Annotated in this window: 9 protein-coding genes; 1 reads left to right on the forward strand and 8 read right to left on the reverse strand. The window is 70.2% G+C overall.

Annotated elements, in window-relative coordinates:
* Positions 1-518 precede the first annotated feature (518 nt).
* Entirely contained in the window at positions 519-2,351 is a 1,833-nt protein-coding gene (locus tag BLR33_RS02935; protein ID WP_093782607.1) for an RICIN domain-containing protein, read from the forward strand.
* Between the two features lie 93 nt (positions 2,352-2,444).
* Here the strand turns inward: BLR33_RS02935 and BLR33_RS02940 are convergent, their stop codons facing one another.
* The 8 genes from BLR33_RS02940 to BLR33_RS02975 all read right to left on the reverse strand — a co-directional run bounded on the left by BLR33_RS02940 (position 2,445) and on the right by BLR33_RS02975 (position 19,200).
* Entirely contained in the window at positions 2,445-6,080 is a 3,636-nt protein-coding gene (locus tag BLR33_RS02940) for a glycoside hydrolase family 3 C-terminal domain-containing protein (RefSeq protein ID WP_093782608.1), read from the reverse strand.
* Between the two features lie 179 nt (positions 6,081-6,259).
* Complete coding sequence (locus BLR33_RS02945) at positions 6,260-7,741, reverse strand: arabinofuranosidase catalytic domain-containing protein (RefSeq protein WP_093782609.1); 1,482 nt, start codon at positions 7,739-7,741, stop codon at positions 6,260-6,262.
* Between the two features lie 140 nt (positions 7,742-7,881).
* Positions 7,882-10,287, reverse strand: coding sequence for a ricin-type beta-trefoil lectin domain protein (locus BLR33_RS02950; protein ID WP_093782610.1), 2,406 nt, complete (start codon positions 10,285-10,287; stop codon positions 7,882-7,884).
* Positions 10,288-10,412: 125 nt separating this feature from the next.
* Positions 10,413-11,888, reverse strand: coding sequence for an endo-1,4-beta-xylanase (locus BLR33_RS02955; protein ID WP_245771110.1), 1,476 nt, complete (start codon positions 11,886-11,888; stop codon positions 10,413-10,415).
* Between the two features lie 117 nt (positions 11,889-12,005).
* Complete coding sequence (locus BLR33_RS02960; protein WP_093782611.1) at positions 12,006-13,157, reverse strand: SGNH/GDSL hydrolase family protein; 1,152 nt, start codon at positions 13,155-13,157, stop codon at positions 12,006-12,008.
* Positions 13,158-13,264: 107 nt separating this feature from the next.
* A complete protein-coding gene (locus BLR33_RS02965) occupies positions 13,265-14,683 on the reverse strand; it encodes an arabinofuranosidase catalytic domain-containing protein (protein ID WP_245771127.1) in 1,419 nt (472 codons plus the stop codon).
* 475 nt (positions 14,684-15,158) lie between these two features.
* Positions 15,159-17,570: a ricin-type beta-trefoil lectin domain protein gene (locus tag BLR33_RS02970; RefSeq protein ID WP_093782613.1), complete on the reverse strand. Its 2,412-nt coding sequence runs from the start codon at positions 17,568-17,570 to the stop codon at positions 15,159-15,161.
* Positions 17,571-17,679: 109 nt separating this feature from the next.
* Positions 17,680-19,200: an arabinofuranosidase catalytic domain-containing protein gene (locus BLR33_RS02975; RefSeq protein ID WP_093782614.1), complete on the reverse strand. Its 1,521-nt coding sequence runs from the start codon at positions 19,198-19,200 to the stop codon at positions 17,680-17,682.
* Positions 19,201-19,364: the final 164 nt, after the last annotated feature.

Below are 19,364 nucleotides of genomic sequence, written 5' to 3' on the forward strand. Positions count from 1 at the left end.
GGCATCTGTGGACAGCCGCAACAGCCGGCGCGCACACACCGGATGCCTATGACTCTCTCGCGTGATGCAATCGATTCGACGCCTCGACCCCGCTCAGCGGACTCCCCCACACCGTACCCGGACACCTGCGGCCGCACCGGCTTCCACCACCCGCGCCCCTTGTCCGAATGACGGCGGGCAGGCGCCCATCAACCTGCGGGAAGGGCAGTCCCGGCGCCAGCTGCCGCCCCGGTTCCGCCACGTCCTGCGGCGTGCCCGTCCATTGACCGTGCGGACATCCGGCCGTAACATCTCCTCGATCCTCGTTGCGAATCGGTTCGATGCCTCATCTCTCCTCCCGCGAGACGCGCGGTCCGCGCCGCGGTGGGGGCGAGCCGATCGCTCAGCACTGCGCACCACCGGTACGTCGACTCCGTCCATGACGCAGCCCACCGCGGGCGACACCCGGGGGCCTCATCCGTCCCGCCTCGGCCGCCGCCCCGCGCCGCGGCAGCGTCCCACCCCCCACAGGAGACCGGATGAGCAGGAAAAGCAGATACCGCCGCATTGCCGCCGCCGCTGCCTCGTTGGTGACGGCCGCCGTGGTCCTCATGGCACCGGCCCGAGGCGAGGCCGCGTCAGGAGAGGCACTCGCGGTGCACCTCGCGTCGGCGCAGGGCACGGCGACCGGTGTCGGCGAGGGCTTCCTCTACGGCATCAGCGAGGACGGCACCCAGCCCGCCGACCAGTACCTCCAGCCGCTCGGCATCACCGCGTTCCGCGGCGGCGGGTGGTTCTCCGGCGGCTGGATCAAGGACGGCTACACCTACGGTTCCGCCACGAAGGCGGACGTCAACTCGATCATCTCCCAGGCCAGGCGGTTGACCCAGCCGCCCTACCACGCCCAGTACCAGGTGCTCGTCAGCGACATCTACGGCAACAACGGCGGCCAGCCCTCCAACACGATGTACCCGTGCGACAACGGCAACTGCTCCAACTGGATCAGCTTCATCGACTCCACGGTGGGCGCGCTGCAGGCGAGCGGGCTGCCCTTCGCCTACGACATCTACAACGAGCCGGACATCTCCGTGTTCTGGACCCGGGGGATGAACAGCACCCAGTACTTCCAGATGTGGGACACCGCGTACAAGGAGATCCGGCGGATCGCCCCGAACGCGCAGATCGTCGGCCCCTCCCTCGCCTACACCCCGCAGCGGAACCCGGGCGAGTGGACCACCTGGCTCAACCACGTCAAGGCCGCGGGCACCGTCCCCGACATGATCACCAACCACGACGAGGGCGACGTCGACGACCCGGTCACCGTCGGGCAGGCGATCAGCACCGATCTCGCCAACGCCGGCATCTCGCCGCGGCCGCTGTCGGCCAACGAGTACCAGCCTGCCGACCGGCAGACCGCCGGTGTCACGGCCTGGTACCTGGCACGGTTCGCCCAGTCCGGATACACCAACGCGATGCGCGGCAACTGGGTCTGCTGCGTGACGCCGAACCTGACCGGAGTCCTCACCCAGAGCGGCGGAACGTGGCAGCCGAACGGCAACTGGTGGGCCATGCGCGCCTACGCCGACATGACCGGAACACTGGTGGCCACCTCGGGCCAGGTGGGCAGCACGGCCATCTCCGCGGCGCGGGACAGTACGAACAAGCGGGCCGTCGCCGTCATCGGTGACAGCAACGGATACACCGGCGCCGCCTCGGTCACCTTCGACGGGCTGTCGTCGGTGCCGTGGCTGCAGAACAACGGCGCCGTCCACGTCACGGTGGAGCGCATCCCGGACCAGGCCCCGCTGAGCGCGCCGCAAGTGGTCTCCAGCCAGGACCTGTCCGCTTCCGGCGGAGCGGTCACGGTACCCCTCACCTTCCAGGCCGCGCACGACGCCTTCGCCGTCTACGTGACACCGGCCGCCTCGTCCGGTGGCGGTGTCCCGAGCGGCTACCACCGCTTCACCCTGAGCAGCAACGGCCTGTGCCTGGACGTCTACGGCAACAGCACGGCCGGCGGTGCGGCCGTCGACCAGTGGACCTGCAACGGCCAGGCGAACCAGCAGATCCAGTACCTTCCCGCCTCCGGCGGCTTCGGCGAGCTCCGGGTGAGCAGTTCGGGCCTGGACGTGGCGGTGGCCGGCGGTTCGACCGCGGCCGGCACACCCGACATCATCCAGCAGGCGCCGGGCTCGTCGCCGGGCGGCCTGTGGCAGCCGGTCCAGCAGTCCGATGGCTCCTACTCCTTCCGGAACCAGAACAGCGGCCTGTGCCTGGACGGCTTCGGCGACAACGCCACGCCGGGGCAGCAGCTCGACCAGTGGGCGTGCAAGAACGCGCCGGGCACCAACCAGGACTTCGTCCTGAGCTGACCCGGCGGCGGGCGGAGGGAGGAACCGCCCGCCACGAGCACAGCAGAGGGGCCCGCCGGCGCCGCGGACGGCACCGGCGGGCCCCGGGCGGGATCAGCCGACCGCGATCGCGAAGATGTGCATCGCGGTCTGGTTGTTGCCCGTCCCCTGGCTGATGTTCGGGAGCGTCAGGTAGTCGATGGTCTTGCCCGCCTGGATCGGCACGGTCACGCCGTAGACGCTGACGGGCTGGTCGACCTTGCCTCCGTTCTGGTTGAGGTAGGGCAGCTTGACGAGGGTGTCGCCGCCGGCTGCGGGCGCGTTGTCCCACCAGTCGGAGAAGGCGAGCGAGAAGGACTGGGTCGTTCCGTCGGTGTAGGTGATCGTGCCGGTGCCGGACGCGGTGCCGTTGTTCGCCGTCCCCAGGAAACCGAGGGTGGTGCCTGCGGCGCCGAGCCGGATGCTCTGGCCGCCCGCCACGATGTTGTCGGGCGCGCCCTTGCCGGTGGTGGGCCAGGTGAAGGTCAGTCCGTCGTGGGTGACGGTGCCGCCGGAGGTGATCCCTGCGGCCGCCAGGGCCTGCTGGGACAGGCTGCGGCCGCCGCCGTCCAGGTCGGCGGTGCCGGTGCTGCCGTCGTCGCTGATCGCGGTGTTGCCGAACGCGGCGGGCACGCTGCCGTACGGCACGGATGTGTCCGCGGCGGCCACGTCGTCGCTCTTGGCCCCCCGGTAGGTGGCGCTTGCGGACAGTTCGAAGCTGCCCTGGCCGGCGTCGGCCGGCGCGGTGACCGACCATGTGGCCTTCACCGAGGCGCCCGGGGCGATGGATGCGAAGGTGGTGGCGGAGGTGGCCTTCGCGGTCCACCCGCTGGGCACGGTGAGCCCGACGGAGGCGTCCGGCAGCGCCGTCGGCCCGTTGTTGGTGTACGTGGCCGTCACCGTCTGGGTCTCGCCGGGCGTGACCACTGCCTTGCTGTCGAGCGTGAGCGGGTGGTGCACGGTCACGACCGCCGAGCCGGTCACCCCGCCGACGGTGGCGCTGATGGTGGCCACGCCGTTGCCGACCGCGGTGACCAGGCCCTTGCCGTCCACCTTCGCCACCGAGGGATCACTGCTGCGGTAACGCACCTTGGTGTGTGCCAGGTCGACGAACGAACCGTCGTTGTCGACCGCCTCCACGACGTGGTCGGCCTTGACCGACATGTTCCGGCCGGGCTCCTGGGCCGGGTCGGTGTCGTCCTTGATCCACTGGTTCCTGCCGGTGAGGTCGATGGTGTCGCCCGCGCTGTACTCCACGCTCTCCGGCTGCACCGTCACGTACTGGACGTGCTCGGACAGCGTGCCGTGGACGTCGACCCGGACCGCGCCCGCCGGGTCGGCGGAGTCGGGGCCGACCTGGAACCGGTAGGTGCCGTCGTGGACGACCTGCTTGGCCGCGGCCCCGTCCCAGAAGGCGAGGTCGGGTACGGCGACCTTCAACTCGATGTGCTGGGTGGCGCCGGGCGCCAGGAGCCGGGTCTTCCGGAAGCCCTCCAGCTGCTCCTTGGGCACCTCGCCGCCCGCGGTCTGCGGGGTGGTGACGTAGAGCTGGGCAACCGTCGCCCCGGCAGTGGAGCCGGTGTTGGTGACATCGAAGCCGACCTCCACCGTGCCGTCGGCGGACACCGAGGACCGGTCGGCGCGCAGGTGGGAGTACCGGAAGCGGGTGTAGCTGAGGCCGTATCCGAAGGGGTAGGTGGGCGTCCCGGTGAAGTACTGGTAGGTGCGGCCGAGTCCGCCGGTGCCGCTCGGGGTGAGGTGGTAGTTCGAGATGTCCGGAAGCTGCGAGTCGTCCTTGTACCAGGTGAAGTTCAGGTGACCGCTGGGGTTCTGCTTCCCGAAGAGGACGTCGGCCAGAGCTGTGCCCTGGCTCTCGCCGTTGTAGCCGGCGAAGACGACGGCCGAGACCTCGCCGCGGGTCCTGTCGATGGTGACCGGGCCGTCGGACTGGATGTCCAGGACGGTCCTCGGGTTGCCGAGCGCCGCCACCTGGTCGATCAGGCTGTTGTAGTTGCCGGGCATGGCGAGGCCCGTGCGGTCGTGGCCCTCGCCCGCCGTGGCGTCGTCGGTTCCGACCGCGATGACGACCAGGTCCGCGTCCTTGATGTCCGCTTGCGTCTGCGCGCTCAGCACCGCGTCGCCGGTGGCGGTGGTGGAGGTGCCGGCGGCGTCGTAGACCACGTCGGCCGCGGGGTTGGCGGCCTTCAGCTCGCTGGTGATGCCCTGGACGGCGTCCACCCGCAGCGCGGGATCACCCGAGTATCCGCCGAGGGTGACCTTCCCGGCCTGGTCGCCGACGATGACGACCTTGCCGGTCGTGGCCGGGTTCGCGGGCAGCAGGCTCCGGCCGCCGACCTTGTTGTTCTGGAGCAGCACCACGGCGTTGTCCGCGACCTTGGCCGCGAGCGCCTGGTGGGCCGGCGACTGGATGACGTCCTTGGTGATCCGTGTGTAGGGCACCTTGCCGGCGGGGTCGAACTCACCGGTCTCCATGCGGACGGTGAACAGGTGCACCAGGGCGTTGTCGACCACGCCCTCGCTGAGCACGCCGGCCTTGATGGCCGCCCGGATGTTCAGCGAGGTCGCCTCGGTGCCGGTGCAGTTGGCGTCGGTGCCGGCGCGCAGTGCGTACGCCTGGCCGCCGGCGGCTCCGGAGACCTGCTGACCGGTGGCGGTGTCGGTCCAGGTGGCGCTGCCGCCCTTCCCGTCGGTGGTCCACCCGGGCGGAGCCCAGTTGTGACCGTTCGGGAAGGTCTGGTACGTCGTGCCGACGGCGCCGCAGTCCGAGGTGATGTACCCGCCGAAGCCGTAGGTGCGCTGGGCGATCTGATTCGTGGTGTAGGTGTCGGCGACCGAGGGGGTGCCGTTGATGGCGTTGTAGGAGGTCATCAGGCCGGCGACGTGCGACTTCTCGATCAGGCTCTTGAACTGCGCCGTGTAGTAGTCGTACAGGTCGTTGTCGTCGACGTCGGAGCTGATGCCCGTGCGGTTGTTCTCGACCTCGTTGAGAGCGTAGTGCTTGGCCGTGGCGGCGACCTTGAGGTACTTGCTCGTGGGCGTGCCCTCGGGGGTCTCGCCCTGGTAGCCGTCGACGAACTGCCCGGCCATCTGCGCCACCAGGTAGGGGTCCTCGCCGAACGCCTCGTCGGTGCGGCCCCATCGCGGATCGCGGTCCATGTTGACCGTCGGGGCCCAGTACGTGAGGTCGCCGTAGTCGTCGGGCGAGGGGCCGAGGTTGTTCTGGCCCTTGCCCCACAGCGACTTGTCGAGGAACCCGCGGGCCTCGTCCGAGATCGCCGTGGTCTCCTGGTACATCAGGCTCTTGTCCCACGTCATCGACGCGGCGAAGTTCGTCGGGAAACTGGTGGCGTGCACCCCGCCGGTGACGGTGCCCGGATCGGTGTCCGCGAAGAGCGCGTTGACGCCGTGCTGGCCCTCGCTCCAGTAGGTGTACTGCTGCACACCCAGCCGCGGGATCGCCGGCGCGCTGTTCGTCTTCAGCTGCGCGGCCTTCTCGTCCAGTGTCATCCGGGACACCAGATCCGCGGCCCGCTCCTGGAACGAGTACGCCGTGTCGAGGTAGATCGGCACCTTGGGCGCGGCGCCGTGCGCGGGTGCCGCCCCTGCGGTCGCCGCCAGGGTGCCGACCAGCCCGATCGAACAGACCGCCGCCAGGGCGGTGGTGCGTAGTGGTGCGCTGAACCAGCGCATTGCTCCACCTTGCGCTCGGAAATCCGGTGCAGCGGCGCCCCCCCGGTGCCGCGCGGGAGCGCGGTGCCGGACCTCGGGGCGTGGCTCGGTGCTGATGTACGGCAGGCCGCGACGCCGCTCCGGAACCCGGTGGGGTCCGCAGCGGCGTCGCGGCCTGGGGTCGGGGGGTGGTCAGGGGGTCATCCGAGGGTCCATTGCTGGTTGCTGCCGCCGTTGCACGTCCACAACTCCGCCAGCGCACCATCAGCCGTCGACGCACCCGTCACATCCAGGCACAACCCCGACTGCACACCCGTCACCGTGCCATTGGAGTTCACCAGCCACTGCTGATTCGCCCCGCCATTGCACGGCCACGTCTCCACCTTCGTGCCCGCAGCCGTCTGGTTGTCATACGCATCCAGACACAACCGCGTCCCACCGAGCGTCACCGACAACTCATTCGCCGACGACCGCGTCCACGTCTGGTTCGCCTGACCACTGCAGTCCCAGATCTGCACCTGCGTCCCCGACGCCGTCGACGAATTCGGCACATCCAGGCACTTGCCCGCACCCACCGCACGCAACGGCCCCGACGACCCACCCGAACCGGTGGACGAACCCCCGTAGTTCACCGACGTGATGTTCGCCTGGACCGCGTTGTCCGTCGCGTCGGACGGATAGCCGGCCACGATGGCGCCCTCGTAGAAGGTGCCCTGCGACAGGTTGGTGTTGCCGTTGCAGCAGTCCCCGCCGCTGCCCAGCACGATGGCGCCCTGCTTCTTCATCGGGCTGTAGCCGGGCGGCAGTGCTCCGTCCCACAAGGTGGTCAGGGCGCCGGATTGAGCGTTGGCCCCTTTGATCGCCATTCTGGACGTGCCGTTGTTCTTGAGCATGGCGGTGACGTACTTGCTGGTGAAGGCGCGCTGGCCGGAGTTCCAGGACTGGCTGCCGCCGGAGTACAGGCCGTATTCCAGGTCCGCCTGGACCCAGGGACCCGAGCCCGAGCAGCCGCCGAACCAGCAGCTGGTGCTGAAGTTGATGGCGTCCATGGCGCCGGCGCCGTCCGCGTGACGGTCGGTCTCGCTGTTGCCGTAGTCGAAGCAGCAGCCGCCGTTGACGTGGGTGCCGCTGGTCACCATGTACGTGCCCTCCGGGGCGCTGCCGGTGGGCACGCCCGAGAGGTGGCCGTCACGCCAGTAGCTGTTGCCGGGGTTGATGTAGAGCGAGTACACCTTCCCCCCGCCGACCGTCAGCGCCTCGGCGGCGGCGTTGGCGGCGGTGTCGGAGCCGCCCGCTCCCCCGGGCCCCTGGAACTTCATGTCGTTGCCGTGGCCGGACTGGTCGTACACCGTGGTGATCACGCACGTCGTCCCGGCGCAGAAGGAGTCCTGCGCCGCGGCGTTCGCCCGGCCCCCCGCGGCAACCACGCCGATGTCCTTGCTCGTGCCGTCCGACGAGCGCCGGACCTGGTAGAGGCTGCCGCTGTAGGAGGCGTACAGCGCGCGGGTCGTGCTGTGCGCCGCCACGCACGGCGTGCCGCCCGCGGCGTAGATGTCGCACGGCGCCTGGGACGCGGCGTGCGACGGCGCCGCCGTTCCGGTCAGGATCCCGGCGGCGAGCGCTGCCGTGGCGCCCGCCGCGAGGAGTGTGCGCCGTAACCGGCGCGCCCACATGCGGATCATGGCTCGTCTGCTCCTTCTGGTCGGGCTCTGGTCGGTCCTTGGGGATGCCGCCGGGGGCGGGGTGGCGCCCCCGGCGGCATCCATTGGTCACCGATGACCGAAAGGGCGGCAGGCGTCGGGGGACGGCCGCCGCCGCGCGGTCAGGTGTGGGTCCACTGCTGGTTGGAGCCGCCGTTGCAGGTCCACAGCTCCAGCAGGGTGCCGTTGGCGGTGCCGTTGCCGGTGGCGTCCAGGCACAGGCCCGACTGGTTGCCCGTGATGGTGCCGTCGGCGTTGGCCGTCCACTGCTGGTTGCTGCCGCCGTTGCAGGCGTAGATGTCCACCTTGGTGCCGGGGCTGGTGCCCTGCCCCGCGGCGTCCAGGCAGTCGCCGCCGTACACGCGCAGCTCACCGGCCGCGGTGCGGGTCCACTGCTGGTTGGAGCCGCCGTTGCAGTCCCACAGCTCCACCTGGGTGCCGTTGGTCTGGGACTGGTTGGGCACGTCCACGCACCGGCCCGAGGCGACACCGGTGATCGGGCCGCTGGTGCCGCCCGATCCGCCGGGGCCCGGGGTGATGGACAGGTTGTCGAACTGCGCCGTCTCGCCCTGGCTGGTCGCGTAGCCGACCTGCCCGCCGGCATAGGTGTAGTCGTTGGCCGAGCCCACGGTGGCCCCGTCGATCGAGGCGGTGATGGTGCTGCCGGAGAAGGCGAGGGACAGGCTGTGCCACCGGTTGGTGCCCAGGGCCGCGGTGGTGCCGTGGGCCAGGGTGGAGACCGTGCCGCCGGTGTTGGAGCTCAGGATCGACCAGGCGCCGGTGTCGCTGACCCGCAGGTGGTAGGCGTTCAGGCCCGCGGCGCCGCTGTAGCTCTGGCCGTTGGCGCGGCCGAGCAGTTCGGCGTACCCGGACTTCTCCAGCAGCACGTCGGAGGAGACCGTGTAGTTGCTCCAGCTCAGGTCGCCGAGCAGGGCGTGCGGGTCGGTGAGCGGGTCCCAGGTGATGGGGGCCTGGGGGCTCATCTGGCGCACGCACTTCCCGCTGCGGCCGCCGCCGCAGGCGGCGACCTCGAAGGCGCCCTGCCAGTCCATGAGGTACTTGGCCTCGGCGCCGGTGGTGTAGCCGTCGAAGTCGTCGCTGTAGGGCAGGGACATGCTCTTCGAGGCGGGGCCGGCCGCAGTGCCCTTGCCCTGGCCGGTGGTCGTGGTGAGCGTGTACACGCGGCCCGGCTGCACGGTGAGGCTGAAGCTGCCGCCGGAGGGGGTGATGTCCGCGGTGTGGGCGAGGTAGTCGGCCGGGTTGCTCGAGTTGACGTTGGTCGACCAGACGTGGACGGTGCCGGTGGACAGCCCGCCGGTGACGTTGAAGTTCAGGGTCTGCGCGCCGCTCGCGTCCATCGTCTCGATGACCGTGGAGTAGTCGGTCTTGTCGGTGGACTTCAGGGAGACGTAGCTGCCGTTGTTGCGGTTGCCGCCGATGTATCCGCTGGAGGAGTCCAGGTACTGCCAGCCCGGTGCGGTGAACTGGCTGGTCTGTGCCATCACCCAGGTGTTCTTGCCGATCGCGTAGGAGCCGGACCACGGCTGGGCGGCCAGGGCGAGCCCCATGGTGGGGTAGGGCAGGTTGGGCGTGATGGCGGCGACCACGGGCCAGTTGATGTACGCGGTCATCTTCCCGTCGATGTAGCCGCGGTTGATGCCGCGCGCCATCGCCGGGGCCCCGGCGTTGTAGTCGTCGGAGCCGTTCTCGCTCGCCCACAGGGGCTTGCCCGAGGACGTCGCGGCCGACGGCACCGAGCAGTCGGTCTGGGCCGACCGGTAGCCGCAGGGGTAGTGCGTGCCGATGATGTCCACGGACGAGGCGAACGCCTGGTTGGCGTCGATGTCGTTGGCGACCGACCAGTCCGAGTCGGCAGCCACGATCTTGACGCCGCTGTAGCCGTCGGCGTTGAGCGTGCTGCGCAGCTGCTCGTACCAGGAGATGTTGTAGCCGCGCTCGTTCCAGCCGCCGAGGTAGTCGATGGTCAGCCCGTGCTGTTTGGCGCAGCCCAGCCAGGAGACCAGGTAGTTGATCATGTCGGTGGACCAGAAGTTCCCGTTGCCGATCCAGCCGGGCGCGCCCCACGCGAGGCCGTAGAGCTTGATGTTCGGGTTGCGCTGCTTGGCCTGCTCCATCAGCCACCACTCGTAGCCGCGGTTGCAGTTCAGGTCGGTGCGGGTGTGCTCGTGGCTCGGCTCGGCGCCGGAGGTGGAGTTGGTGTCGCCGCCGATCTCGGCCTTGAGGATCTGCAGGGAGGCGCCGTAGCCGGGCCGGAACAGGTAGTCCAGGATCTGGCTGCGCTGCGGCTCGGGGTAGTCGATCAGGAGCCGGCTGTTGCCGCCGCCGCCGCTGATCGCGCCCACCCCGTCGAAGGTGCGCCCGGCGGAGGAGCCGTTGATCGTGATGGAGGTGGCGGCGTGGGCCGGCTCGGCGCCGGTGGCCACGATGCCGCCCGCGGCCAGGAGGAGGCCCGCGCAGACGGCCGCCGACGTTCGCAGGCGCCGGACGAACCGGCTGAACAGGGGCATGGTGCACTCCTTGTCTCGGAAGGGGGGCGTGCGTACCGCACCGGGCGCCGGGACGGCGTGCCGTTCCGGCGCCCGGTGGCCTTCAGGGGGTGGTCAGGGTGTTCGGGGGGGGGACGGTCAGGGGGTCATCCGAGGGTCCACTGCTGGTTGCTGCCGCCGTTGCACGTCCACAACTCCGCCAACGCACCATCAGCCGTCGACGCACCCGTCACATCCAGGCACAACCCCGACTGCACTCCAGTGACGGTGCCGTTGGAGTTCACCAGCCACTGCTGATTCGCCCCGCCATTGCACGGCCACGTCTCCACCTTCGTCCCCGCAGCCGTCTGGTTGTCATAGGCATCCAGGCACAACCGCGTCCCGCCGAGCGTCACCGACAACTCATTGGCCGACGACCGCGTCCACGTCTGATTCGCCGCACCACTGCAGTCCCAGATCTGCACCTGCGTCCCCGACGCCGTCGACGAATTCGGCACATCCAGGCACTTGCCCGCACCCACCGCACGCAACGGCCCCGACGACCCACCCGTACCCGTGGACGAACCGCCCAGCGCGGTGACGGTGGCGTTGTACGCCGGTTTCGGCTGGTAGTTGCTGTCGTACATGGTGGCGGCCCCGTAGCCGGGGAAGGTGCCGGGGATCCAGGAGTGGCCGTCGTCCACGCCCCACTGGCTCACGCCCACGCAGCGGGAGACCGCCAGGCAGTCCTTGACCACGGTGCTGTAGTCGGTGGCCTGCTGCTGCAGGTTCGCGCTGGAGGCGGGGAGCTGGATGCGGTCGTCGAGTTCGGTCACGGCGACGTCGAGGCCGAGGTTGGCGAAGCGCTGGATGTTCGCCTGCATCGTGGAGGGGACCTGGCCGAGAACGAAGTGGCTCTCCAGCCCTATGCCGCCCAGGGGCACTCCCTGGGAGAGGAGCGACTGGGCGAGGCTGTAGAGCGCGTTGCTCTTGGCGTTCTCGCCTTCGATGTTGTAGTCGTTGATGTACAGCTTGGCGTTCGGGTCGGCGGCGTGCGCGGTGCGGATCGCGTCGGCGAGGTATCCGGAGCCCATCGCCTTGTAGAACACGTCCTGGCGCAGGCTGCCGTCCTCGTTGAACGGCTCGTTGATCACGTCCCAGGCGTAGATCTTGCCCTTGTAGTGGTTGACCTCGGTCGTGATGTGGGACTCCATCGCGCCCTGGACCTGGTTGAGCGGCAGGCTGCTGACCCAGCCGGGCAGTTGGGAGTGCCAGACCAGGTTGTGCCCGCGCACGCGCTCGTTGTGCGACTGCGCCCAGGAGACGATCTGGTCGCCGGGGCCGAAGTTGTAGGACCCGTTGGACGGCTCGGTGGTGTCCCACTTCATCTCGTTGCCCGGGGTCACCATGTCGAACTGCGTCCCGGCGATCGCCGTCTCCTGGCTGACGTTCAGGTCTCCGGTCGTCAGCGCCGTGCCGAAGTACTTGCCCTTGCCTTCGGCCAGCGAGCGCAGCGGAGAGGCGGCCTGTGCGGGGGTGGCCGCCAGCAGGGCCAGGACCGTCGTGGTGGTGACCGCCATCGTGGCGGCGAGCGCGGCCGTCCGGCCGTGCCGTGATCGGAACCGCGGTATGCCCAGGGGCATCGGGAACCTCCCATGTCGTGAACGTGTTGTCGGCTGCGGCCGTCGCCCGGCGGGTAGGCGGCGGGGTTCGTGGCGGATGTGCGGGGCCGGGCGCGGCCCGGCCCCGGGCTTCGGGGGTCAGGAGACGGGCAGCGCCGTCCACTGCTGGTTGGCGCCGCCGTTGCAGTCCCACAGGACCAGTTGGGTGCCGTCGGTCGCCGACAGGCCGGGGTCGTCGAGGCAGCGTCCGGACGCCGGGTTGCGGTAGCCGCCGCCGGTGGCCTGCCACTGCTGGTTGGCGCCGCCGTTGCAGTCCCAGATCTCGATCGGCGTCCCGTTGGCGGTGCCGCGCGCGGTGGCGTCCAGGCACTTCCCGAGCGCCCGCAGGGTGCCGTCGGAGTGCGCGGACCAGGTCTGGCCGGTGGAGCCGTTGCAGGTCCAGATGTCCGCCGGGGTGCCGTCGGCGCTGCTGCCGCCCTTGACGTCCAGGCACTTGCCGGTGATCCCGGAACGCACCTGGCCCTGGGGCGCGGTGGCCGGCGGCACGATCCAGCCGGCGGCGTCCGCGGCCTGCACGGCGCCGTTGAAGGCGTCCGCCATCTTGCGGTAGCCGTTGTCGTTCGGGTGGAGGGAGTCGGCCAGATCCGCGGTGGTCACGGCGCTCATGTCCACCAGACGCACGTGCTTGCCGGCGTTCTGCTCGCCCTGGACGATGCCGGGGAGCCGGGCGTTGAAGGCGGGCCGGCTGGCTTCCTCGGTGGGGCTGGTGGAGACGATCAGGGTGCCGACGAGGACGGTCGCGGTCGGGAGGTCCCCGGTGATCTGGTCGAGGAGCGACGTGAGCCGGTCGGCGGCGGTGGCGACCTGGTAGTTGCCGTTCAGATCGTTGGTGCCGATCTCCAGCGTGATCACGTTGGGCCGGTAGGTGGCCAGGACGGAGTCGGCGATGCCGGCGATCTGGTCGATGCGCCAGCCGGAGTGGCCTTCGTTGTCGGGGTCCTGCATGGTCCCGTTGCGCAGGGAGCCGACGAAGTCCGGGGAGTGCCCTTCGGCGGACAGGTCGTCCCACAGGGGGCCGCGGTAGCCGTTCCCGGAAGGGCTGGCGTAGCCCCAGGTGATCGAGTCGCCGAGGGGCATCAGCCGCAGTGCGGTGGGCGCGGAGGCCGCCGCGGGCGCGACCACCCTTGCGGCGCCGTCCGCGGGAGCGGCGCTCGCCGTCGCGGGCATCGACGCGCCCACGCCCAGGGCGCATGCCAGTGCCGCACCCAGCGGCGCGAGGTACTTCTTCATGTGCGTTCCTCACTGGTGGGGGACAGTGATGGGGGTGGTGTCGGGGCAGGGCGCCGGGACGGCGTGCCGTTCCGGCGCCCGCCGGCCTTCAGGCGGTGGTCAGGGGGTCATCCGAGGGTCCATTGCTGGTTGCTGCCGCCGTTGCACGTCCACAACTCCGCCAGCGCACCATCAGCCGTCGACGCACCCGTCACATCCAGGCACAACCCCGACTGCACACCCGTCACCGTGCCATTGGAGTTCACCAGCCACTGCTGATTCGCCCCGCCATTGCACGGCCACGTCTCCACCTTCGTCCCCGCAGCCGTCTGGTTGTCATAGGCATCCAGGCACAACCGCGTCCCGCCGAGCGTCACCGACAACTCATTGGCCGACGACCGCGTCCACGTCTGATTCGCCGCACCACTGCAGTCCCAGATCTGCACCTGCGTCCCCGACGCCGTCGACGAATTCGGCACATCCAGGCACTTGCCCGCACCCACCGCACGCAACGGCCCCGACGACCCACCCGTACCCGTGGACGAACCCCCGTAGTTCACCGACGTGATGTTCGCCTGGACGGCGTTCTCGGTGGCGTCGGAGGGGTAGCCGGAGGTCATGACGCCCTCGTAGAAGGTGCCCTGGGCGCCCTTGCTGTTGTCACCGCCGGTGCCGAGGATGATCGCGCCCTGCTTCTTCATCGGGTTGTACCCCGACACGTTCGGCCGCACCCCGTCGTAGAACGTGGACAGCCCGCCGGACTGCGCGTTCCCGCCGCGGATGGCCCAGTGGTTGGGGCCGCCCTTGATGATGGCCGTCGTGTAGCGGTAGTTGATCGTGGGGTCGTTCGCGTTGTAGTGCTGGTTCACCCCCGAGAACAGGCCGTTCTCCAGGTCGGCCATGATCCACGGGCCGTTCCCGGAGCCGTAGCCCCACACCTTGATGTTGCCGAAGTAGATGGCCTCCATCGTCCCGTTGCCGTCGTCGTTGCTGTTCGTCTCGGCATTGCCGTAGTCGAAGCAGCAGCCGCCGTTGTAGTGGGTGCCGTCGAAGATCGCGTACATGCCCTCCGGGTTGTCCCCGGTGGCGATCCCGTTGGTGTGGTTGTTCCGGTAGCCCGTGCCGGGCGCGACGAAGACGCCGTACGCCTTGTGGCCCCCGACCGTGGTCGGCGCCGCGGTGGCGTTGGCGAGGTTGTCCGGGCCACCGGCCGCGCCGCCCGCCGGCGCCTGCGTCAGATTGTTGTTCCGGCCCGACTGGTCGTAGATCACCGTGATCACGCAGGACGTCCCGGCGCAGAAGGAGTCCTGCGCCGCCGCGTCCGCATACCCACCGGCGCTGAGCACGCCGATGTCCTTGGTCGCGTTGTCCGACGCGCGACGCACCTGGTACAGCGGACCGTTGTAGGCGGCGTAGAGCGCACGCGTCGTACTGTGCGCCGCCACACACGGCGTACCACCCGCCGCATAGATGTCGCACGGCCCGGACGTCGCCGCTCCCGCCGAACCCGCGGTGGCCGTGGCGCCGATCAGGGCGCCGGCCACCAGCGCGACCGCGGCGCCCGCGCGTGCCCACGTCGTGACCGCGGAGCGGCGCCGGCCCGCCGGGGCAAGGGCGCCCGGCCGGTTCCGCTCGCCCTCTCCCCCGTCGCGGCGCTTGGCCGCCGTGAGCAGCCTTCGAAGACCGCGGCCTGCACGTGGCAGGCGGTGTCCTTCAGGTGCCGTTGTCCATCTCATTCGGTCTCATCTCCCGTGCCGTTGGCGCGATCCCCGGCGGGGATCGCCTTGTTAGCGCTAACAGATGGGTCCCGCGAGAGGGCCCTGTTGCGCCGGTGTTGCCGAGAGGTTTCGGGGGGAGACGGTGCTCCCCATTGCGCCTCCCTGTCAAGGGTGTGCGGCCGCCCTCGTGCCGCGCGCGGCCGGCAACCGATGCTGATCGGCCACTCCCACCGCTGCGGAAGACGCTCGGGTGAGCGCTCACACTGCGGGCCCGGCCGCGCGCCGACCGCCTGGTTCACGGCGGTCACGAAAGGCTCCACTGCTGGTTGGCGCCGCCGTTGCACGTCCACAGCTCGACCAGGGCGCCGTTGGCCGTGGAGGCGCCGGTCACGTCCAGGCACAGGCCCGACTGCACCCCGGTGATGGTGCCGTTGGCGTTCACGGTCCAGTGCTGGTTGCTCTGGCCGTTGCACGTCCAGGTGACGACTTCGGTGCCCGGGCTCGTGCCCTGGCCGCTGGCGTCCAGGCAGAGCTTGCTGCCGCCGCTGTAGACGGTGAGCTGCCCGTCGGAGGTGTGGGTGAAGAGCTGGTTGGCACCGCCGGCGCAGTCCCAGATCTCCACCTGGACGCCGGGAGTGGTGGAGGAGCCGGGCACGTCCAGGCATCTGTTCGCCGCCAGGGCATGCACTTCCGCGGGGGTCCCGTCGCTGCCCTGGCTGCCGCCCTGCACGCCCGCCTGGGCGATCACCTGCTGGGCGCCGGACGGCCAGTTCGTGCCGCTGACCTGGACGTTGCCGGTGAGGACGTTGTTGTGGGGCGAGCCGGTGGCGACCTGCGTGGCCCCGGAGTTGTACCAGTTGCCGGAGAAGGTGTTGTCGTTGGTGTTGTTGGTGCCGCTCGCGTTGGTGAAGGCCCACACCCCGGAGTCCTGGACGACATTGCCGCTGAGGGTCACATAGCGCGAGCCCTCGTCGAGGTAGAGACCCACGGTGTTGTGGTTGTCGTAGATGTAGTTGCCCTGGAACACCGCGCCCGGGTCGGCCGACAGGTTGTACAGGCTGCCCCCGTCGTGGAACACCTTCTTGGTGCCGTGGATGAGGTTGCCGGTGACCTGGGTGTTCTTCAGGGTGGTGGGGGTGGTGTAGACGGGCTGGTAGGTGTAGAGCCCGCGGTTGCGGTAGTCCTGGCTGCCGCCGGCGTCGTTGGCGCCCCATCCCCAGCCGATGTCGATGCCGTCGTAGGCGAGGTTGGAGACCTCGTTGTGGCTGATCACCGCGTGGGTGACATAGGTCGACAGGATGCCGGCCATGTCCTTGTAGTCCTTCGCGACATCGCTGATCCGGTTGTTCGCGATGGTGATGTCCTGGTCGGTCATCGCGGTGTTGGAGGGGTGGTGGGCGTCGGGCTGGACGCCGCCGACGACGATGCCGGCGCCGGAGTCGTCGGTGAACGTGCTGCCGGAGACCGAGACGGTCGAGGCGCCCAGGCCCACACCGGAGGCGTGCGCGTCGGCGTCGTTGCCGATGCCGAGCCCCACCTGGCCCAGGTGCGCGAAGGTGTCACCGGAGAAGGCGATGCGGCCGGCCGCCGAGACCTGCACGGCGGCCGGCACCTGGTTCCAGGTGTTCCGGGTGGCCTCGAACAGCTGGCACCCCGACTGGCAGGAGGTCAGGAAGTCCGAGGGCTGCGTGTAGGAGCGCGCGAGGAACGTGCCGCTCTGCTGGTCGGCGTAGCCGGTGCTGGTGCTCGGCTGCAGCCAGGTGGTGTGCTCGAAGGCGATGCCCTTGACGGCGATGTCGTGCGCCGGGGCGGCGTAGGTGCCGCCGATCTGCAGCAGCGAGGTCAGCCGCGGCAGCTCCACGTCGTGGGAGGCGGGGTTCCAGCCGGAGGGCGCCTTGTAGTACAGCTGCCCGGCCTGCGGGTCGAGGTACCACTGGCCGGCCGACTTCAGGAACGAGTAGGAGTTCTCCAGCTGGAGGCTGCCGCCGGCGAACGGGCTGGCCAGGGTGTCGTACCCCCAGTTGTTGTTGTTCCACGCCGGCTGCTGCATGGTGATCGCCGACCCGCTGATCGACTGCACGGGGGCGAAGCGGTCGGTGAAGGAGTTCTGGCTCTCCAGCTCGATCCGGTTCTGCTCCGGCAGCGAGGCCAGGTAGTTCAGGGACGAGTTGAGGATGGTCAGCCCGCTCGAGGTGACCTTCACGTCGCTGCGGGAGATGCCGATCGCCGCCCGCGGGGCGAGAGCGCCGTCGACGTACAGCTGCCGTGAGTCGGCTCCCGTGGGCACCGGTGCCGCGTAGATGTTGTTCGCGGAGTCCTTCAGCGACCACCCCGTCACCTGCTGCCCGCCCGAGAGCACCGGGCTCGCCCCCGGGGCCGCCTGCCAGCTGACGGTGTACCCGTTGCTGCCGGAATCGGCGGCGGTGAGCTTCAGCGGTTCGGTGAGCCGGTAGGTGCCCCCGGCCAGCTGCACCACGATGTCCCCGCTCATGCTGCCGTCGGCGGCCTCCACGGAGGACTTGGCCTGCGTCAGCGAGCAGGGTGCCGACGCCGAGCAGGAGGTGCCGCTGCCGGTCGGCGAGACGTACAGGGTGGTCGTCGTTGCCGCGTGGGCGGCTGTCGCCGGTACGGCGAGGGCTGCGGCGAGCACGGCGACGACGGCCGCGCCCCTCAGCGGCCGGGAGCCGTGCGGGCGTCTGTGCGGGATGAGGCTCATCGGTGCTCTCTTTTCCAAAGGATGGGTGCGGACCGGTGCGCGGGACGGCCGGGCGGACCGTCCCCGGCCCGTGCGGGCCGGGGACGGGGCCGGCGGATCACCCGGCGGATCAGCCGCGGGTCCACTTCTGGTTGGTCGCGCCGGTGCACTGCCACAGCTGGACCAGCGTGCCGTTGGCCGTGCCGTAGCCGCTGGCGTCCAGGCACAGGCCGGTCCTGACGTTGGTGATGCTGCCGTCGGAGTTGAGGTTCCACTGCTGGTTGGTGCCGCCGTTGCAGTCCCAGATGATCGCCCGGGTGCCGTTCGCCGTGCCGTTGGCCTCGTCGTCCAGGCACTTGGTGCCGTAGACGCGCAGTTCCTTGGCGCTGGTGGGCGTCCACTGCTGGTTGCTGCCGCCGTTGCAGTCCCACAGCTCGGACTGGGTGCCGTTGGTCTGGCTGGAGTTGGGGATGTCCAGGCAGCGGTTGGCGTTGGTGTTGCGCAGGGCGGTGGCCTGGCCGCCGGTCGAGCCGCCGCCGTAGCCGGCCGCGGTGATACTGGCCTGCACCGCGTTCTCGGTGGCGTCGGAGGGGAAGCCGGCGGTGATGGCGCCCTCGAAGAACTCGCCCTGGCCGGAGACGCTGTTGTCGCCGCCGGTCCCCAGCAGCAGGGAGCTGTCGGTCTTCATGGGCGAGTAGCCGCTCGGTAAGGCGCCGGAATAGGTGGTGGTGAGTCCTCCACTGGCCGCGTTGCCGTATTTGAGTGTGAAGTTGCTCGTGCCGTTGTTCTTCTCCAGGGCGGTGACGAACGGGTAGTGGACGCCCTGGTTGTTGGGGTCCTTGTTCGAGCCGCTGCCGGTGTGGTACATGCCGTTCTCGAGGTCGGCCTCGACCCAGGGACCGCTGCCGACGCAGTTGCCGAACCAGCAGGCGTTGCCCCAGTAGATGGAGTTCATGGTGGCGTTGCCGGTGTCGGTGTGGGTGTTCTCGCCGCTGCCGTAGTCGAAGCAGCACCACTGGTTGGTGTAGTTCGACGAGGTCACCATGTAGATGCCCTCCGGCTGGGAACCGGTGGGGGCGCCGCTGGCGTGGTCGATGCGGTAGCCGGTCCCGGGGGTCACCTTGACGCCGAAGACCTGGTGGCCGCCGGCGGTGACGGGCAGCGCCGCGGCGTCGGCGCCGATGTCCGCGCCGTTCGCGCCCGGCCCCTTCCAGTAGCCGCCCCACGAGATGGGCAGGTCGTTGTGGCGCGTCGTCTGGTCGTAGATCTTGGTGATGGTGCAGGAGGTGCCGGCGCAGAACGACGTCTGGGACGCCGCGTCGGCGTAACCGCCCGCCGACAGCAGGCCGACGTCGTGGTAGGCGTGGTCGGAGGCGCGCTGGACCTGGTACAGCGGTCCGTCGTAGGCCGCGAAGAGCGCCCTGGTGGTGGAGTGCGCGGCGATGCAGGGCGTGCCCCCGGCCGCGTAGATGTCGCACGGCAGCGAGGAGGCGGCGGCCGCCGCCGGGCGGGCCGCGGCCTTCGCCGGGTGCGCGGACGGGGCGCTCGCGGTTGCCCGCCCGCCGAAGAGGACCGCCGCCAGGGCCAGGGCCAGCAGGACGGCCGCGATCGGTCTGGCGCGGCTCAGCCCGGCAGGTAAGGAAGAGAACATCGGACCTCCTTCAGGGACGTACGGGGACGTGCGGGGACGTGCGGGGACGCACGGCATTGCGCGGGGAGGAGCGGACGGCGCGGCGCCGCCCGGGGAACGCCCGGGGAACGCCCGGAGCACCGCGGGCGCGTGGGGTCCGCCGGGGGACGCGGTGGCAACGCCTG

The organism is Actinacidiphila guanduensis (genome assembly GCF_900103985.1).
Lineage (GTDB): Bacteria > Actinomycetota > Actinomycetes > Streptomycetales > Streptomycetaceae > Actinacidiphila > Actinacidiphila guanduensis.